This window comes from Bartonella sp. AU16XJBT, assembly GCF_028618665.1.
Classification (GTDB): domain Bacteria; phylum Pseudomonadota; class Alphaproteobacteria; order Rhizobiales; family Rhizobiaceae; genus Bartonella.
Window position 1 is genome coordinate 12,741 of record NZ_JAQITF010000006.1, and the last position, 16,785, is coordinate 29,525.

The following is a 16,785-nucleotide window of genomic DNA, read 5'->3' on the forward strand; positions in this document are numbered from 1 at the left end:
TGGATATACCATTCACGGGGGATGTCATGAAATGGGCTTGGAAGCATTGAGAAATAAAACAAGCGTCTGGAATTAGCAACGCAAATATATTCCGTTTGGGACGTTCTGTCCCTTCATGAGAGGAGGTAATCTTATTCAAAGAACGCTATAAACAAAAGCGTGAAGCAATGCGCAATCTTTATTATAAGATCTTATTGCGCTTTATTATAAGATCTTATTGCGGATGCTTTTGAAAGTCATCAAGATAAGAATTAAAAGGAGCTGGTAAAGATGGAATTTTTTATACCTTTAAAACTTTGTATTCTTCCCAAATTAAACTGTCTGATCGTTTCAGATATAAGTCAAACAGAGAAGAGATATACAATTATGCGTGCGTTCCTATTTGGCAATACGAAAACTGAAACAGCTTATTAAAGTGCGAAATCGTTTCAGTCTTGTCTCAAACGTGCTGCTGCACTGGAATGAGAGGTTAATTTACAGACAACAATAAAAGTACAGGCTTTGTTCGTATTGCTGTATTTTACAAGGGTTCGTCTTTTTAAGAGTTAGAATTGTAGAGAGATTGGCGCAGTAAAACATCTTTTAGAAATTTTCCCGTATAGGACGCGGGAACTTTAATAATATCTTCAGGGCGTCCAATTGCAACGATTTCACCACCGCGATCTCCACCTTCTGGACCTAAATCAATAATCCAGTCGGCTGTCTTGATGACGTCAAGGTTATGTTCAATGACGATAACGGTGTTGCCTTGCTCGACCAGTTCATGGAGCACTTCAAGAAGTTTGGAAATGTCATGAAAATGTAAACCTGTTGTCGGTTCATCCAAAATATAAAGTGTACGTCCCGTTGTTTTACGTGAAAGTTCTTTTGCAAGTTTTACACGTTGCGCTTCACCACCAGAAAGCGTGGTTGCTTGCTGTCCTACTTTTATGTATCCCAATCCCACTTTAATGAGGGTCTCCATTTTATTACGAATAGCGGGAACAGCGTGGAAAAATTCCTCTGCTTTTTCGATTGTCATATCCAAAATATCGGCGATAGACTGCTCTTTGAATTTTATTTCTAGTGTTTCTCGATTATAGCGTTTTCCTTTACAGACATCACAAGTCACATAGACATCTGGTAAAAAGTGCATTTCAATTTTGATGACTCCATCACCTTGACAGGCTTCGCAGCGCCCTCCTTTAACATTAAATGAAAAACGCCCTGCTTTATAACCACGGGCTTTTGATTCTGGAAGTTCGGCAAACCAGTCACGAATTGGTGTAAACGTGCCCGTATAGGTTGCGGGATTAGAGCGTGGGGTGCGTCCAATGGGGGACTGGTTGATATCGATGACTTTATCAAGAAATTCTAATCCTTCGATTTTATCATAGCTGGCAGGGCTGTGATGACTGCCCATGATCTGATGTGATGCTGCTTTGAAAAGCGTTTCAATAAGAAATGTTGATTTTCCTCCTCCGGAAACACCGGTTATACATGTGAAGGTTCCAAGAGGAATATTCGCACTGATATTTTTAAGGTTATTGCCTTTGGCACCGATGACCTTAAGAGTTTTCGATTTTGATATTTTGCGTCGCTCAGTCGGTATTCTAACAGCCATTTTTCCTGAAAGATATTGTCCTGTGAGAGAGGCTGGATTTTCTATAATTTCTTGCGGTGTTCCTTGCGCTATGATTTTACCACCATGAACACCTGCAGCAGGGCCCATATCGACAACATGGTCTGCCGTGAGAATAGCGTCTTCATCATGTTCAACGACAATGACTGTATTGCCAAGATCGCGCAAATGGCGTAGCATTTCCAAAAGACGTTCATTATCACGTTGATGTAAACCGATGGATGGTTCATCTAAAATATAAAGGACGCCTGTAAGACCAGAACCAATCTGGGAGGCTAATCGAATGCGTTGGCTTTCTCCCCCTGAAAGGGTCCCTGAATTTCGAGATAAGGTAAGATATTCCAATCCTACATGATTTAAAAAAGCGAGGCGTTCGCGAATTTCTTTTAAAATACGTACTGCGATATTACGTTGTTTTTCTGTGAGATATTGATGGATATTGGCAAACCAATCATCTGCTTTTAGAATAGAAAGGTCTGATATTTGCCCAATATGCATCTCATGGATTTTTACAGCAAGTGCCTCTGGTTTTAAACGATAACCTTGACAGGCTGAGCAAGGTGAAGAAGACATATAACGCTCAATTTCTTCACGGGACCAAGCAGAATCTGTTTCTTTCCAGCGCCTCTCCATATTGGGGATGATTCCTTCAAAAGGTTGAGTCATTTTATGTGAACGAGAATCATTTGTGTAGATAAAGGAGATTTCATTTTTTTTTGTACCGTAGAGAATAGCTTGTTGTGCTTCATCAGAGAGTTCACACCACTGGTTTGTGAGTTTGAAACCGTAAGCTTTTCCTAATGCTTCTAAGGTTTGGCTATAATAAAGTGAATCTGATTTAGCCCAAGGTGCAATAGCTCCCTCTTTTAAGGTAAGATTTTTATTGGGCACAATTTTCAGTGGATCCATTGCCTTTTTGATGCCCAGCCCATCGCAAAGAGGACAGGCTCCAAAAGGATTATTGAACGAAAAAAGGCGTGGTTCAATTTCAGGGATAGAGAAACCCGAGACAGGGCAGGAAAACTTTTCTGAAAAAAGAAGCCGTTTGTGTGTGTCATTTTTTGACTTATGAGCAGATTCTTTTGTTGTTTCTTTTTGTGCCAAGGGTTGGTCTGCCATTTCAACAATGGCAAGTCCATTTGCCAGCTGTAAACAGGTTTCTATACTATCAGCCAAGCGAGAGGAGATATCCTTTTGTACAACAATGCGGTCTACCACAACATCGATGTCGTGTTTATACTTTTTATCAAGAGGTGGAATATCAGGGATCTCATAGAATTTCCCATCAACTTTAGCGCGTTGAAAACCTTTTTTTAAAAGCTCGGTTAGCTCTCTTTTATATTCACCCTTTCGTCCTCGCACAAGAGGTGCCATAATAAAAATTCGTGTACCTTCTTGTAAGGACATAATTTGATCCACCATTTGGCTTACCGTTTGGCTTTCGATAGGGAGGCCTGTAGCAGGGGAATGAGGAATACCAATACGTGCAAAAAGGAGACGCATATAGTCGTGGATTTCAGTGACAGTGCCGACCGTTGAACGAGGATTGCGGCTGGTTGTTTTTTGTTCAATGGAGATGGCTGGGGAAAGGCCATCGATACGGTCTACATCGGGTTTTTGCATGACTTCGAGAAATTGGCGTGCATAAGCCGAGAGGCTTTCGACATAGCGGCGTTGTCCTTCAGCGTAAATTGTATCAAAAGCTAAAGATGATTTCCCTGATCCAGAAAGTCCTGTGATAACAATGAGTTTATCACGAGGTAGATCGAGATCAATATTTTTAAGGTTATGCTCACGTGCACCGCGAATGGAGATATATTTTTGATGAGTCATATTTTATCCTTGGCATATGTGACAAAAATTGAACCTATAAAATGGAATAAAACTGTTTTTTTAGAATTACAATGTGCTTAACTACTTTAACGCAGAAAGAAGGTATAAGTTTTGTGGAAAGAAAAATACAAATGAGTAGCTTTTTATTCTCTACTGATGGAATAAACTATGCGTTGTTATCATATTTTGTTATAATTACGCAGATCCAATATTGGGAAAGGATAACAATATCCATATTGAAGATCAATTACAGATGTGTAAATTGAAGGTCAAGATGGTTATAACTGTTATATAACAGACTATTTTACGAATTAAAATTTTGGAGTTTATGCGATGGCTGGTAGCCTTAATAAAGTTATTTTGATTGGTAATCTCGGGTCAGATCCTGAAATCCGCCGTTTGAATTCTGGAGATCAAGTAGCAAATTTGCGTATTGCTACTTCGGAAAGTTGGCGTGATCGGAATACAAATGAGCGAAAAGAGCGCACCGAGTGGCATAATATTGTTATTTTCAATGAGAACCTTGTCAAAGTTGCAGAGCAATATTTAAAAAAGGGGAGCAAAATTTATATTGAGGGGCAGTTACAGACACGGAAATGGCAAGATCAAAATGGAAATGATCGTTATACAACAGAGGTTGTTTTGCAAAAATACCGTGGTGAATTACAAATGCTTGATGGGCGTGGGGGAGCTAGTGGGGAGCACGGAGCAGGTCAAGGGGGCAGTTACAGTGGTGGTTTTGCGGATAGTAGCTCAAATCAGAGAAGTACTTTTGGTCAAAATAATAGCCAAGTGGGAGAAAGTTTTTCTCACAAATTAGATGATGACGTACCTTTCTAAGAGTCTTTAAATTTACAGTATTACGATTTCTTTATGGTTTGTTTGTTTCAGATTTTTGAAGTTTAGCGGAGTGGAAACTGTTTATTATTATTGGTAATTTTTAATATAAATTAATAACATCTTGAAAAATATTGTTAAATTTCTTTTTTGTTATAGGAGAGAAATTAGCATTTTGGTGTATTTTTCGATATAAACAAAGTAAAATGATTCTTTTTTGAAAGTTTTGAAATTGTGACCGATCTTACTCCACAACCAGAACGTGATGTGCTGACCGGTATTGAACCAATCAGTATTATTGATGAAATGCAACGCTCTTATCTCGATTATGCGATGAGTGTAATTGTTTCACGTGCACTCCCTGATGTCCGTGATGGTCTTAAACCTGTTCATCGGCGTATTCTTCATGCTATGAATGAGATGGGGCTCGTTTTTAATAAGCCGTATCGTAAATCTGCTGGTGTTGTTGGGGAGGTTATGGGGAAATTTCATCCTCATGGTGATGCTTCGATTTATGATGCTTTGGTGCGTATGGCGCAGGATTTTTCTTTGAGAAATCCATTGATTGATGGACAAGGGAATTTTGGTTCCGTTGATGGTGATCCCCCCGCGGCAATGCGCTATACAGAGTGTCGTTTAGAAAAAGTTTCAGAAGAGCTTTTAGCTGATATTGATAAAGATACTGTTGATTTTCAGGATAATTATGATGGGCGTGAACGTGAACCGGTTGTCTTACCAGCGCGTTTTCCCAATCTTTTGGTTAACGGATCGGGGGGCATTGCTGTGGGAATGGCAACCAATATTCCGCCTCATAATCTTGGTGAAGTTGTTGATGGTTGTATCGCTCTAATTGATAATCCCAATATCACCCTCGATCAAATAATTGAAATTATTCCTGGTCCAGATTTCCCTACAGGAGGGATTATCCTCGGTCATTCTGGTGTTCGTTCAGCTTATGAAACAGGGCGTGGCTCAGTCATTATGCGTGCTAAAGTTGATATTGAAGAAATTCGCAGTGGTCGACAGGCAATTATTGTCAGTGAAATTCCTTATCAGGTTAATAAGGCAACGATGATTGAGAAAATGGCCGAATTGGTGCGTGATAAGCGCATTGAAGGAATCTCTGATTTGCGTGACGAATCTGATCGTGATGGATATCGTGTCGTTATTGAGTTGAAGAAAGATGTTGTTGCGGAAGTTGTTTTAAACCAATTATATCGTTATACGCCGCTGCAAACTTCTTTTGGTTGTAATATGGTTGCGTTGAACGGGGGAAAACCTGAACAAATGACGTTGCTTGATATGCTTCGTGCATTTGTTTCTTTCCGTGAAGAGGTTGTTAGTCGGCGAACAAAATATCTTTTACGTAAAGCGCGTGAGCGGGCCCATGTTTTGGTTGGTCTTGCCCTTGCAGTTGCTAATATTGATGAAATTATAGCACTTATTCGCAAAGCTCCTGATCCGCAGACAGCACGTACCCAATTAATGGAGCGTCGCTGGCCAGCGATGGATGTCGCACCTTTGATTAAACTTATTGATGATCCCCGTCATATTATTCATGAGGATGGTACTTATAATCTCTCTGAAGAACAGGCGCGTGCTATTTTAGAATTGCGTTTGCAACGGTTGACAGCTCTTGGGCGTGATGAAATCGCTGATGAATTGAATAAAATTGGCGTGGATATTGCTGATTATCTTGATATCTTGGCATCGCGTGTACGCATTATGTGTATTGTTAAGGATGAGTTGGGTGCTCTTCGTGAGGAATTTGCAACGCCGCGACGTACCGTCTTTGGTTTTGGTAGCGCTGAGATGGAGAGTGAAGATCTGATCGCGCCAGAGGATATGGTCGTAACGGTGAGCCATAGTGGCTATATTAAGCGCGTCCCTCTTAATACCTACCGTGCACAGCGCCGTGGCGGGAAGGGGCGTTCTGGTATGTCCACGAAGGATGAGGATTTTGTAACGCGTTTGTTTGTCGCCAATACGCATACTCCGGTTCTTTTCTTTTCATCACGTGGAATTGTTTATAAGGAAAAAGTTTGGCGACTACCGCTGGGGACACCGCAATCGCGTGGGCGGGCTTTGATCAATATGCTTCCCTTACAACAGGGCGAACGCATTACAACGATTATGCCTTTGCCTGAAGATGAAGCAAGCTGGAGTGCATTGGATATCATGTTTGCGACAACACGTGGAACAGTGCGTCGTAATAAGTTATCAGATTTCGTTCAGGTTAATCGTAATGGTAAAATTGCCATGAAACTTGATGAAGAAGATGAAATTCTTTCGGTTGAAACCTGTACAGAATATGATGATGTCGTTCTCACAACAGCCAATGGACAATGTATTCGTTTTCCAGTTGTGGATGTTCGTGTCTTTGCAGGGCGTAATTCTGTGGGGGTTCGTGGTATCAATTTGGCTAAAGGCGATAAAGTCATTTCGATGACAATCTTAGAGCATGTTGAGGCGACGTCTATTGAGCGTTCTGCTTATATTAAACGTGTGATGAATGAACGGCGTGCTGCTGGTGCAGATGCTGATGTTGAAGATATTCTCACTCTTGATGAGGAAGATGGGAGCGCTGAAACAGAGTTAACAGATGAACGTTATGCAGAACTCCATGCACGTGAACAAATGCTTTTGACAGTGAGTGAATTTGGTTATGGTAAACGCACTTCTTCCTATGAGTTTCGTATTTCGGGGCGGGGTGGAAAAGGGATTCGTGCAACAGATCCATCTAAAACAGCTGAAATTGGTAAATTAGTGGCGGCTTTTCCTGTGAAGGCGCAAGATCAAATTATGTTGGTATCAGATGGGGGGCAGCTTATTCGCGTCCCTGTTGAGGGAATTCGTACTGCTGGGCGCTCAACTAAGGGGGTGACAATTTTTAATACAGCCGAAGGTGAAAAAGTCGTATCGGTTGAGCGTATTTCTGAACCTGAAGATGATACGCGTTCATTAGAGGATGAAGGTGAAAAGCATTCTGATACAGTTGATATGAGCGAAGAAAAATAATTTTGAAGAGGGTAGAATCAAATCATGAAAATTGCTCTTTATGCAGGTTCCTTTGATCCTCTCACAAATGGTCATCTTGATGTTTTGAAAGGGTGTTTTGTGTTAGCTGATAAAGTGGTCATCGCTATAGGTATACACGCTAATAAAAAGACACTCTTTAGCTTTGAAGAGCGTGTTGGTTTCATTACGCAGGTAGGGAAAGACGTGCTTGGTGCAGATTTTAATCGTTTGCAGGTTCTTTCATTTAATAACCTTCTCATTGAGAAGGCACGTGAAGTTGGTGCTTCATTTCTCATTCGTGGGTTGCGTGATGGGACTGATCTTGATTATGAAATGCAAATGGCAGGGATGAATGGCATTATGGCTCCTGAATTGCAAACTGTTTTTTTGCCAGCAAGCGTTTCTGGACGTGCGATAACGTCTACATTGGTCCGTCAAATTGCCTCTATGGGAGGGGATGTGACACCATTTGTGCCGCCCAATATTGCACAAGCTTTGCGTTTGAAATTTCAGTCTTTTAGGGAAGAATAATTGTGTCTCGTAGATTTTTTGCTGTTTTGATATGTGTTTTTTGCTTTTTTTCATTGTCCGCTGTTGCTGATAATTCTAACTCAGCAACTGATGCAGGCCTGCTTGTTTTATCTCTCAAAGATGGTGATGTTATTATTCGTCTGCGTCCTGATTTAGCGCCAAAACATGTTGCGCAAATCAAAAAGCTAACAGAGGAGGGGGCTTATAATAATGTTGTGTTTCATCGCGTTATTCCTGGCTTTATGGCACAAACTGGTGATGTAAAGTTTGGAAAAAAAGGCAGTAGAGATTTTGATCTGAAAAGCGTTGGTATGGGAGGTTCAAATTATCCCAATATCCCGGCTGAGTTTTCAAAGCAGCCATTTAAACGCGGTACTGTTGGGATGGCACGTTCACAAGATCCAAATTCGGCTAATTCTCAATTCTTCATTTGTTTTGATGATGCTCCTTTTTTAAATGGTCAGTATACGGTTGTTGGAGAGGTTATAAAGGGAATGGATGTCGTTGATAAAATTAAAAAAGGCACCGCAAGTAATAATGGATCTGTAACAAATCCTGATGTCATTTATGCCGCCACTTTACAAACTGAGAGATAAATCAAAGGAGTTTCCCTATGGCTGAGAATAAAAATCTAGAGAATACTTTGATCCTTGAAACAACGAAGGGCAGAGTTGTTATTGAGCTTTTTTCTGATTTAGCGCCTTGTCATGTTGCACGTATTAAAGAACTGGTCCGTGAAGGTGCTTATGATAATGTTATTTTCCATCGCGTTATTGATGGTTTTATGGCACAGACTGGTGATGTGCAATTTGGAAAGAAGGATGGTGAAAAATTTAATTTATCACGTGCGGGGATGGGTGGTTCAGAAAAACCAAATTTAACAGCAGAGTTTTCAAATCTTTCTCATAAGCGTGGTACGGTTTCTATGGCACGGAGTCAGAATCCAAATTCTGCTAATTCGCAGTTTTTTATTTGTTTTGCAGATGCTCCGTGGCTTGATCGTCAATATTCCATATGGGGGCAGGTTGTTGAGGGGATGGAAAATGTTGATAAAATTAAGCGCGGTGAACCTGTTATCGATCCTGATGCAATTACCAAAGCCGTTATTGCTGCGGATGCAGAATAGTATAAATCGTACGCGTTTCAATTGTAAATTGCTAAAAGGAAAACTTCTTTTCTGATCAATAAAGGCATAGGAAACTCTTTTGTAGTATCACACTTATCTGTCATATTCTCGCGCCAAGAATTCTCCATTATTCTTTTCAGTCTGATCTTCACGAATATGGTGCTAAGGATTTGTGCATACAGTTGCAGGATAAGAAAACGCAAAGCCAGTTGTGTTAGAGGGGGCGAAGTGTTTTATAAAAAAGCCGATACTTCTCTTCGATCCATTGCTGGTCTCTTAATGGTTTTTATGATGTTACTTTCCTGAAAAAAGCACGTGCCTTTGTTGCTGCTTGTATATCAACATCCAATCTTAATGCAGCAGCATGTTTGAAATACATATTGAGACAGATAAGAGCCTAGCTGCTCCAGTGTTCATATGCAAGGTGGAAGTGCGAGCGTATTGTGTATATCCTTATTGGCGTAATCTCTACAACAGGAAGACTGCATAATTTGGAAAGAGTATAAAGGTGTAAAGGTAAAAACAAAAAGTTAGTCTTGTTATTTCCTTTTTAATTCAGCTTTACTTTTTTCAAAACCATTAAAGTAATATCTTTTAAATAACAACGATTATGCATGGCTTGACGAATCTTGTTTTTCTCGTTTTTTATGGAAGAACATCCATCACGTGGAATAAAACGCCGCGAACAGAATTGCATATTTACGCGCTTATTAAGAAACATCTCTGAGTACACATCAATATTCATTTCACGATGGCATTCATGATGTGTATAATTTAAAGTCGTAAATAGTATAGATCTATTATGAAACACTATCTTTAAGCTTGTGAAGGAGCAAGGGACGCGCCATCATACAATTTGCCAGCTTCCAATATTAATAGAGCCTTTGGTATTTGAGACGCGTCATAAAAAGCATTTTTATTCCTTTTTTAAGTGTTTTATTTACATGTTAATCTCTTTTATAATGTGCAAAAAAAATGATTTTTGTTGATTAAACGCACACAGATTTGAAATAAGAGAATTTTACGCTATTCGGTCTCTCACTCAATATACAAAAAGTGAATTATCTTTATAAACTAATCTTTTGCCCAATAGATAAAAAATTTATTTTTCAAAGTGGATAATATCGGAAGCGAATGTGTTCAAAATTTTCTTCTATTCGTACAAACTTATTGCTTATGAAAGTACGTAAAGATGAGATTATTGAGATAATAATTTCACAGTTCTATTAAGGATTTGGTGCGTTAAGCATCGATATTCTAAGGTATGACATTTTTGCTATTTTCTGAACTCAGATTATTTCTTTATTGTGGTGATTTCTTAACAACAAATGTTCTTTTATCTCGTTTAATTTTTTATGCCGGTTACAATATCGAGCGAATCAACAATTAATTCATAAAGCTTATGACAATGCGCGTAAGGGAGATCTCTTTTTTCTTTCTATAGAGATATGCATTGATGGAATCAAAAAGACGAAAGTGATGATAAAGACATTTCATTATAGAAAAATTGCTCAAGATGGGTATGCACGTCGAGGTGAAATTATTACTGGACGGGGTTGTGTTCGTACACCTGCTTTTATGCCTGTTGGGACAGCAGGAACCGTTAAGGCTATGTATATGGACCAAATACGTGATCTTGGAGCAGATATCATTTTGGGGAATACTTATCATTTAATGTTACGTCCAGGGGCTGAACGTGTTGCACGTTTGGGGGGATTACATGAATTTTCACGCTGGAATGGACCTATTTTAACGGATTCTGGTGGTTTTCAGGTTATGTCATTGGCAGGAATCCGAAAAATTACCGAACAAGGTGTGACTTTTCGCTCTTACATTAATGGAGCCTACTATGAAATGAGTCCAGAGCGTTCTATCGAAATTCAAGGACTTCTTGATGCGGATATCCAGATGCAGTTGGATCAATGTATTGCATTACCGGCTACTGAAAAAGAGATGGAAGAAGCTATGGAACTTTCATTGCGGTGGGCACAACGTTGTAAAACAGCTTTTGGGGATCAGCCAGATAAAGCGTTGTTTGGGATTGTTCAAGGGGGTGATAATATGAAACTGCGTGAACGTTCTGCTCAAGCATTAAAAGAAATGGATTTAAAAGGTTATGCGATTGGAGGGCTTGCTGTTGGTGAGCCACAGAGTGTTATGACAGCAGTGTTGGATACGACTTGTCCAATCTTGCCAGAGGATAAACCGCGCTACCTTATGGGAGTGGGGACACCTGATGATATTTTACAAAGTGTTGCGCGGGGTGTTGATATGTTTGATTGTGTTATGCCGACGCGTGCAGGGCGTCATGGCTTAGCTTTTACGCGCTTTGGTAGAATTAATTTACGTAATGCGCGTTATGCAGAAGATCCCCATCCTCTTGATCCACAGTCACTTTGTCCGGCGGCAAATGATTATAGTTGTGCTTATTTGCATCATTTGATCAAATCTGGTGAGTCTCTGGGTGGTATGTTATTGACTTGGAATAATCTCTTTTATTACCAACAACTGATGCAGGGAATCCGTGATGCCATTGAAGAAGGCTGTTATGCTGATTTTTGCACTGAAACGCGTGCTCTATGGGCACAAGGACGCTAAAACATTACTCATCTAATAGTGTGCTTTATTTTTTTACTTACAAATTTTACTAAAAAAATGAAATTATAAATACTTTCCAAAAAAAATATAAAATTGCATTATCTTAAAATGTAAAGGTGCTGTTTTATGGGGCACTTGTTCTTTTCATAATGATTACACAAAACAGAAACTGTTACTCCGGTACGCGCTACCTGATCCGGAGAAAAACAGTTTATTTCTGTTTCTGATGACTGTTTAAAGCAACAATGTTAATGAGGCGTTAGCGAACTCTTAAAGAAGTATGAAAATTGTATTTTTATGCGTTTCTTTGTGTTTTTTATCGATTAAGGTAAAAAATGTATTACATGAAGCAGAACAGATAAATTTTTATAAAATGAAAAGAAGAATGAAATTATATACTCTTTAAAATGTATAATTTTATGTATTTATTATTTACAATAATAACTTCACTCATATAAAATATTGATTAAATTTTTTAATCAAAAAATACTTATATTATTATTTATATAATTTAAATGAAAAAATTTAATAAATTGCGTGAATATTTCAAATTTTCAAGGAGTGCGTTAGATAAAAACTGTCTTATGCTATTTCTCTATGAGATAGAGGGGAATATCTCTAGAATAGGATTATTTAATCAATGGAGAAATTAAACATTATTATCATGAGAATTAAAAAAAACTCTGCAATAACGCATAAAGATAAGGTACGTTTTGAAATTATCGTTTATCGACTTTGAGGGTGTGCATTAACAAAAAAACAATAAAGTGGAGAGAAGTTTTATACTTATATCAAGATAATGATGAGATACCGTTCACCTGTTTGGAATGCATTCTTCGATAAATTTTAGAGTTGTTTATAGTGTATGGTACATCGTCTCAAATAAAGATTTTAGGGTAAAATTGAAGTTGCTGAAAAAAGGAGACAGAGTTTATTATCTGGTAGGGCTTATAAAAATAGTTGAATATTTCTATAACCGTTAGGTTTTTAACAGATCCTCCATTCAAGAATCTTACTTAAAACTCCATAACATGCTTATATATCAAACTGTTTCTAAAACTTTATTGGGGACGATTTGGCATGCGTGTAACAATGTTTTGAATTTTTATTTTTACGTATTACAGATATTTACAGCTAAAACTCTTATCCAGAAGTAATGATATGAAGGATTCTCATAAACAAAACATTCTTGCAGTGGGGATTGATTCGAGAATACGGCGTTTAGCAATTTTAGCTCTTGCCGTAGGGAGTTTTGCTATTGGGACTGCAGAGTTTGTTGCAATGGGGCTCTTGCCAGAGATGGCACAAAGTTCATATGTTGATATTCCTACTGCGGGTCAATATATTTCTGCTTATGCATTAGGGGTTGTGGTTGGAGCGCCTCTTTTAGCTGTTGCGACAGCTCAGGTATCACGCAAAATTGTTTTGATAGGGTTAATGTTTTTTTATGCCTTAGCAAATATTGCGAGTGCTTTTTTTTCTGATTTTAGCATATTAGTCGCATTACGCTTTCTCAGTGGTCTTCCCCATGGAATCTATTTCGGACTTGCGGCTATGGTTGCCTCTTCAATGGTGGAAATGAAGGAACGTTCTAAAGCTGTTGGGTCTGTGATGCTTGGCTTAACCATTGCAACCGTTTTAGGAGCACCAGGAGCTACTTGGATTGGTCAACTTATTGGTTGGCAGATTGCTTTTATCCTTGTGGGTATGATTGCTTTATTGTGTTGTTTACTTATTTGGAATTTTTTGCCTTGCGATTCAATGCCCCCAAGAACGAGCCCTTTACGCGAAATGGGGGCATTAAAGCAAAAGCAGGTATGGCTTCTTTTGGCAATGGTTTCGGTGGGAGCGTCAGGATTATTTTCTGTTTTCACGTATATTAAGTCAACATTAATGCATATTTCTGGTGTTTCGCTTGAGTGGGTGCCATTTATCATGCCCTTAGTTGGATTGGGGATGGTGGTAGGAAATCTCTTGGGGCCTAAATTGGCTGTTAAAATAGGCATTTCGCCGATGATATTTTTTTCTATGCTTTGGAGCGTATTTGTTTTTTTTTGTTTTTTTCTTTTTATCCTATGCTCCCTTAACAGCAGCAATAGGATGCTTTTTTGTTGGGACTTCTTTTGCTGCTATGCCTTCTATACAAACAAAAATTATGGATGTTGCACTACAGGGACAGATTTTGGCAGGAGCATTAATGCAATCTGCTTTTAATATTGCCAACGCTCTTGGTGCAGAAGCTGGAGCATTGGTTTTAAAATTGGGCTATAGTTATGAATATACAGCTGTTTTAGGGAGTGTGCTAACTTTGTGTGGATTAATGATTTTTTGCGTCTCATGGTCTATGGAGAAGCATGCTTAATATTTTTCTTTTTTGAGTGAAGAAGGAATTTTTATATTTATTTTTAGTTATTGGAATGTCCTGTTGGATTTTTTAATATGCAGTAAGAAATGCGCAGCGCTAATGGAATAGCAAGACAAAATAAAAGCCCCATGAGCACTATAAGAAGAGTTTTTGCTGCTAAGATCATTCCTATTGTTCCTCCAGGATTAAAGAGGCCAGCAAGATTGGTGATGACTCCCGCTAGAGTTGCACTTAATGCTGCTGAAAATAGTTGTACAGAAGTAAGGGATTCACTGGCGCGGAGAGCATCTTCATCATTTGCACATTGTAAGATCCTTGTGAGCAAATGTGGCCACGCTATGCCCGCACTGATCCCAATAGAAAATAGTGCTAAGCAAATAATAAAAATATATTCAAGTGTGGAAACTTCTGTTGGAATAAACCATAAAAGAATAGTGATGCCTAACAGTTTTAATAAGGGGGAGTATACAATGAGGTTGCGAATTTTTTTTGCGGAGACACCAGCACTTGTGAGGGCTCCACATGTCCACCCTAGGCTCATAAGTGCTGCTATATAACCAGCAATAAGTGGAGCTTGCCCATGAAGCTCTTGAAGAAAAAGTGGAAAATAAAGTTCTATACTGTATACGACTGTTGTCATAACGAAGATCAATGCGTAAACAGGAAAAATTTCAGAAGAAAAAGAAAAGGATTTGCGCGGTAACATAGGATGAAGGGACGATGATTCGATTTTTGCTAGAATAAAGAGAAGACTAAGTCCAATAATTAATCCCCACACTTTTGCCATTGTTGACTCCATAGCCCCTCCAACAGAAATGATAAAAATTAATAAGATCAGTGTGAGAAGCTGGAGAAAAGGAAGAGGGGATGTTGGAACATCGTTTTCATTCTTTTTGGGTAAAAATTTAAAGGCGATAAGTGAGAAGAATATAGCTAATACACCAATGGTCCAAAAGGATGCTCGCCATAGTCCATAATATACAGAAAGCCCCCCGATCGCTGGTCCTAACAAGGTTGATATTCCCCACATTCCAGAAATAATACTTAATGCGTGTGACCATAAAGATGGGCTGAAAACAATACGCACCATGGAATAAGATAGGGATAACAAAGAGCCACTTCCAAATCCTTGAATAAAGCGTCCTATTAAAAATAATGGCATAGATGAAGAAATGCTGCATAGGAAAGCCCCTAGGGTAAAGATAAGTCCAGAGATAACATAAGTGTTGCGAGGACCTAATTTCCCTAATATTTTTGTTGCAAGCGAAGTCCCCACGAGTGAAGCTGTAATGAAGACAGTCGCCACCCAAGAATAATATATTTCACTGCCAATATGATTCATAAGAGAGGGTAAAATAGTAACAACAATATAAACGTTGGTGGCATGCAACACAACCCCACCTGTCAACGTTAAAAAGCAAAGACCATTTTTACCCAATAAAAGCGTAGACCAGCTTTGTTTTTTCACTGTTTTTGCTATTTAATAAAAATTTACTCTCTTTTTACTTATAAGGTAGTTCTTTAAATTTTCCAAGAAAAATTCAAAGCTCTAAATAGAGCTTTGAATTTTAATTAAATTATTTCTTAATTACCCATTGTTTTTTTGAGATTTTCATCAATTTTATCGAGGAAACCTGTTGTAGAGAGCCATTTTTGTTTAGGTCCGATTAAAAGTGCAAGGTCTTTGGTCATAAAACCTTCTTCGACAGTTTTAATACATACTTCTTCCAATGTTGAGGCAAAGTTTTTTAATTTCTCATTGTTATCTAGTTTGGCACGGTGCGCTAGTCCACGTGTCCATGCAAAAATAGAGGCAATAGAATTTGTTGAAGTTTCTTCACCTTTTTGATGCTGACGGTAATGGCGTGTTACTGTACCGTGGGCTGCTTCTGCTTCAACAATTTTACCGTCAGGTGTCATGAGAACGGAAGTCATAAGACCAAGAGAACCAAAGCCTTGAGCAACAATATCAGATTGGACATCACCATCATAGTTTTTACATGCCCATACGTATCCACCGGACCACTTTAATGCAGAAGCAACCATATCATCAATGAGACGGTGTTCGTAAGATAATTGACGGTTTTCAAATTCATCTTTAAATTCTGTATCGAATATTTCTTGAAAGATATCTTTAAAACGACCATCGTAAGTTTTTAGAATGGTATTTTTTGTTGAAAGATAAACCGGAACATTTCGCTGTAGTCCATAATTAAAAGATGCGCGGGCAAAATCACGAATTGACTCATCAAGATTATACATTGCCATGGCAACCCCTGCGCTTGGAGCATCAAAAATATCATGCTCAATAACTTGATTATCATCACCGACAAATTTAATAGTTAATTTCCCTTTGCTTGGAAATTTAAAATCTGTTGCCTTATACTGATCACCAAAAGCGTGACGTCCGATAATAATTGGCTTTGTCCAGTTAGGAACAAGGCGGGGGACATTTTTACAGATAATGGGTTCGCGAAAAATGACTCCACCTAAAATATTGCGGATAGTACCATTGGGTGATTTCCACATTTTTTTTAGGTTAAATTCTTTAACGCGTGCTTCATCAGGTGTGATGGTGGCACATTTTATACCAACCCCATATTTTTTGATAGCATTGGCAGAATCGATCGTTACCTGATCATTGGTTGCATCACGATTTTCGACGGAAAGATCATAATATTTAAGATCAATGTCGAGATAGGGATGGATTAGTTTATCTTTGATATATTTCCAGATGATACGGGTCATTTCATCCCCATCGAGTTCAACAACGGGGTTTTCTACTTTGATCTTTGCCATTAGAAGTCCTTTTTCTTTTAAGTGATATTACTTTATAGCACTTTCAGGTTTATAATG

General features: G+C 38.6%; 11 protein-coding genes. 8 read left to right on the top strand and 3 right to left on the bottom strand.

The genetic code is table 11. From position 1 onward, the window contains the following. Positions 1–538 precede the first annotated feature (538 nt). The gene (gene uvrA, locus PVV66_RS04835) at positions 539–3,454 is read right to left on the bottom strand and encodes an excinuclease ABC subunit UvrA (protein WP_273717950.1); all 2,916 of its coding nucleotides are present in this window, start codon (positions 3,452–3,454) and stop codon (positions 539–541) included. 333 nt (positions 3,455–3,787) lie between these two features. Between uvrA and ssb the strand changes: the two genes are divergently transcribed. The 8 genes from ssb to PVV66_RS04875 all read left to right on the top strand — a co-directional run bounded on the left by ssb (position 3,788) and on the right by PVV66_RS04875 (position 13,926). Further along, on the top strand, positions 3,788–4,294 hold the full coding sequence (gene ssb / locus PVV66_RS04840; protein ID WP_273717951.1) for a single-stranded DNA-binding protein: 507 nt from the start codon (positions 3,788–3,790) through the stop codon (positions 4,292–4,294). 231 nt (positions 4,295–4,525) lie between these two features. Continuing rightward, positions 4,526–7,309, top strand: coding sequence for a DNA gyrase subunit A (gene gyrA, locus PVV66_RS04845; RefSeq protein WP_273717953.1), 2,784 nt, complete (start codon positions 4,526–4,528; stop codon positions 7,307–7,309). Between the two features lie 24 nt (positions 7,310–7,333). Beyond that, complete coding sequence (gene coaD, locus PVV66_RS04850; protein WP_273717955.1) at positions 7,334–7,840, top strand: pantetheine-phosphate adenylyltransferase; 507 nt, start codon at positions 7,334–7,336, stop codon at positions 7,838–7,840. A 2-nt stretch (positions 7,841–7,842) separates the two neighbouring features. Next, positions 7,843–8,436, top strand: a complete 594-nt coding sequence (locus PVV66_RS04855; RefSeq protein WP_273717956.1) for a peptidylprolyl isomerase — start codon at positions 7,843–7,845, stop codon at positions 8,434–8,436. A gap of 17 nt (positions 8,437–8,453) precedes the next feature. After that, positions 8,454–8,966, top strand: coding sequence for a peptidylprolyl isomerase (locus tag PVV66_RS04860; RefSeq protein WP_273717958.1), 513 nt, complete (start codon positions 8,454–8,456; stop codon positions 8,964–8,966). A 1,479-nt stretch (positions 8,967–10,445) separates the two neighbouring features. After that, complete coding sequence (gene tgt / locus PVV66_RS04865; protein ID WP_273717960.1) at positions 10,446–11,564, top strand: tRNA guanosine(34) transglycosylase Tgt; 1,119 nt, start codon at positions 10,446–10,448, stop codon at positions 11,562–11,564. A gap of 1,161 nt (positions 11,565–12,725) precedes the next feature. Further along, positions 12,726–13,778: an MFS transporter gene (locus tag PVV66_RS04870; RefSeq protein WP_273717961.1), complete on the top strand. Its 1,053-nt coding sequence runs from the start codon at positions 12,726–12,728 to the stop codon at positions 13,776–13,778. Then, entirely contained in the window at positions 13,762–13,926 is a 165-nt protein-coding gene (locus tag PVV66_RS04875; RefSeq protein WP_273717962.1) for a hypothetical protein, read from the top strand. The genes PVV66_RS04870 and PVV66_RS04875 overlap by 17 nt, the downstream gene beginning before the upstream one ends. 43 nt (positions 13,927–13,969) lie before the next feature. Here PVV66_RS04875 and PVV66_RS04880 read toward each other — a convergent pair whose 3' ends face one another. After that, positions 13,970–15,397 carry an MFS transporter gene (locus PVV66_RS04880; protein WP_273717964.1) on the bottom strand — a complete coding sequence of 476 codons (1,428 nt, stop codon included), beginning with the start codon at positions 15,395–15,397 and terminating at the stop codon, positions 13,970–13,972. 116 nt (positions 15,398–15,513) lie between these two features. After that, positions 15,514–16,728, bottom strand: a complete 1,215-nt coding sequence (locus PVV66_RS04885; RefSeq protein ID WP_273717966.1) for an NADP-dependent isocitrate dehydrogenase — start codon at positions 16,726–16,728, stop codon at positions 15,514–15,516. Positions 16,729–16,785: the final 57 nt, after the last annotated feature.

Excerpts from the sequence above, each read along its gene's own strand:
- ssb (WP_273717951.1), top strand. The coding sequence starts at position 3,788 with ATGGCTGGTAGCCTTAATAAAGTTATTTTGATTGGTAATCTCGGGTCA.
- coaD (WP_273717955.1), top strand. The coding sequence starts at position 7,334 with ATGAAAATTGCTCTTTATGCAGGTTCCTTTGATCCTCTCACAAATGGT.
- PVV66_RS04860 (WP_273717958.1), top strand. The coding sequence starts at position 8,454 with ATGGCTGAGAATAAAAATCTAGAGAATACTTTGATCCTTGAAACAACG.
- PVV66_RS04885 (WP_273717966.1), bottom strand. The coding sequence starts at position 16,728 with ATGGCAAAGATCAAAGTAGAAAACCCCGTTGTTGAACTCGATGGGGAT.
- PVV66_RS04870 (WP_273717961.1), top strand. The coding sequence starts at position 12,726 with ATGAAGGATTCTCATAAACAAAACATTCTTGCAGTGGGGATTGATTCG.
- PVV66_RS04875 (WP_273717962.1), top strand. The coding sequence starts at position 13,762 with ATGCAATCTGCTTTTAATATTGCCAACGCTCTTGGTGCAGAAGCTGGA.
- uvrA (WP_273717950.1), bottom strand. The coding sequence starts at position 3,454 with ATGACTCATCAAAAATATATCTCCATTCGCGGTGCACGTGAGCATAAC.
- tgt (WP_273717960.1), top strand. The coding sequence starts at position 10,446 with ATGATAAAGACATTTCATTATAGAAAAATTGCTCAAGATGGGTATGCA.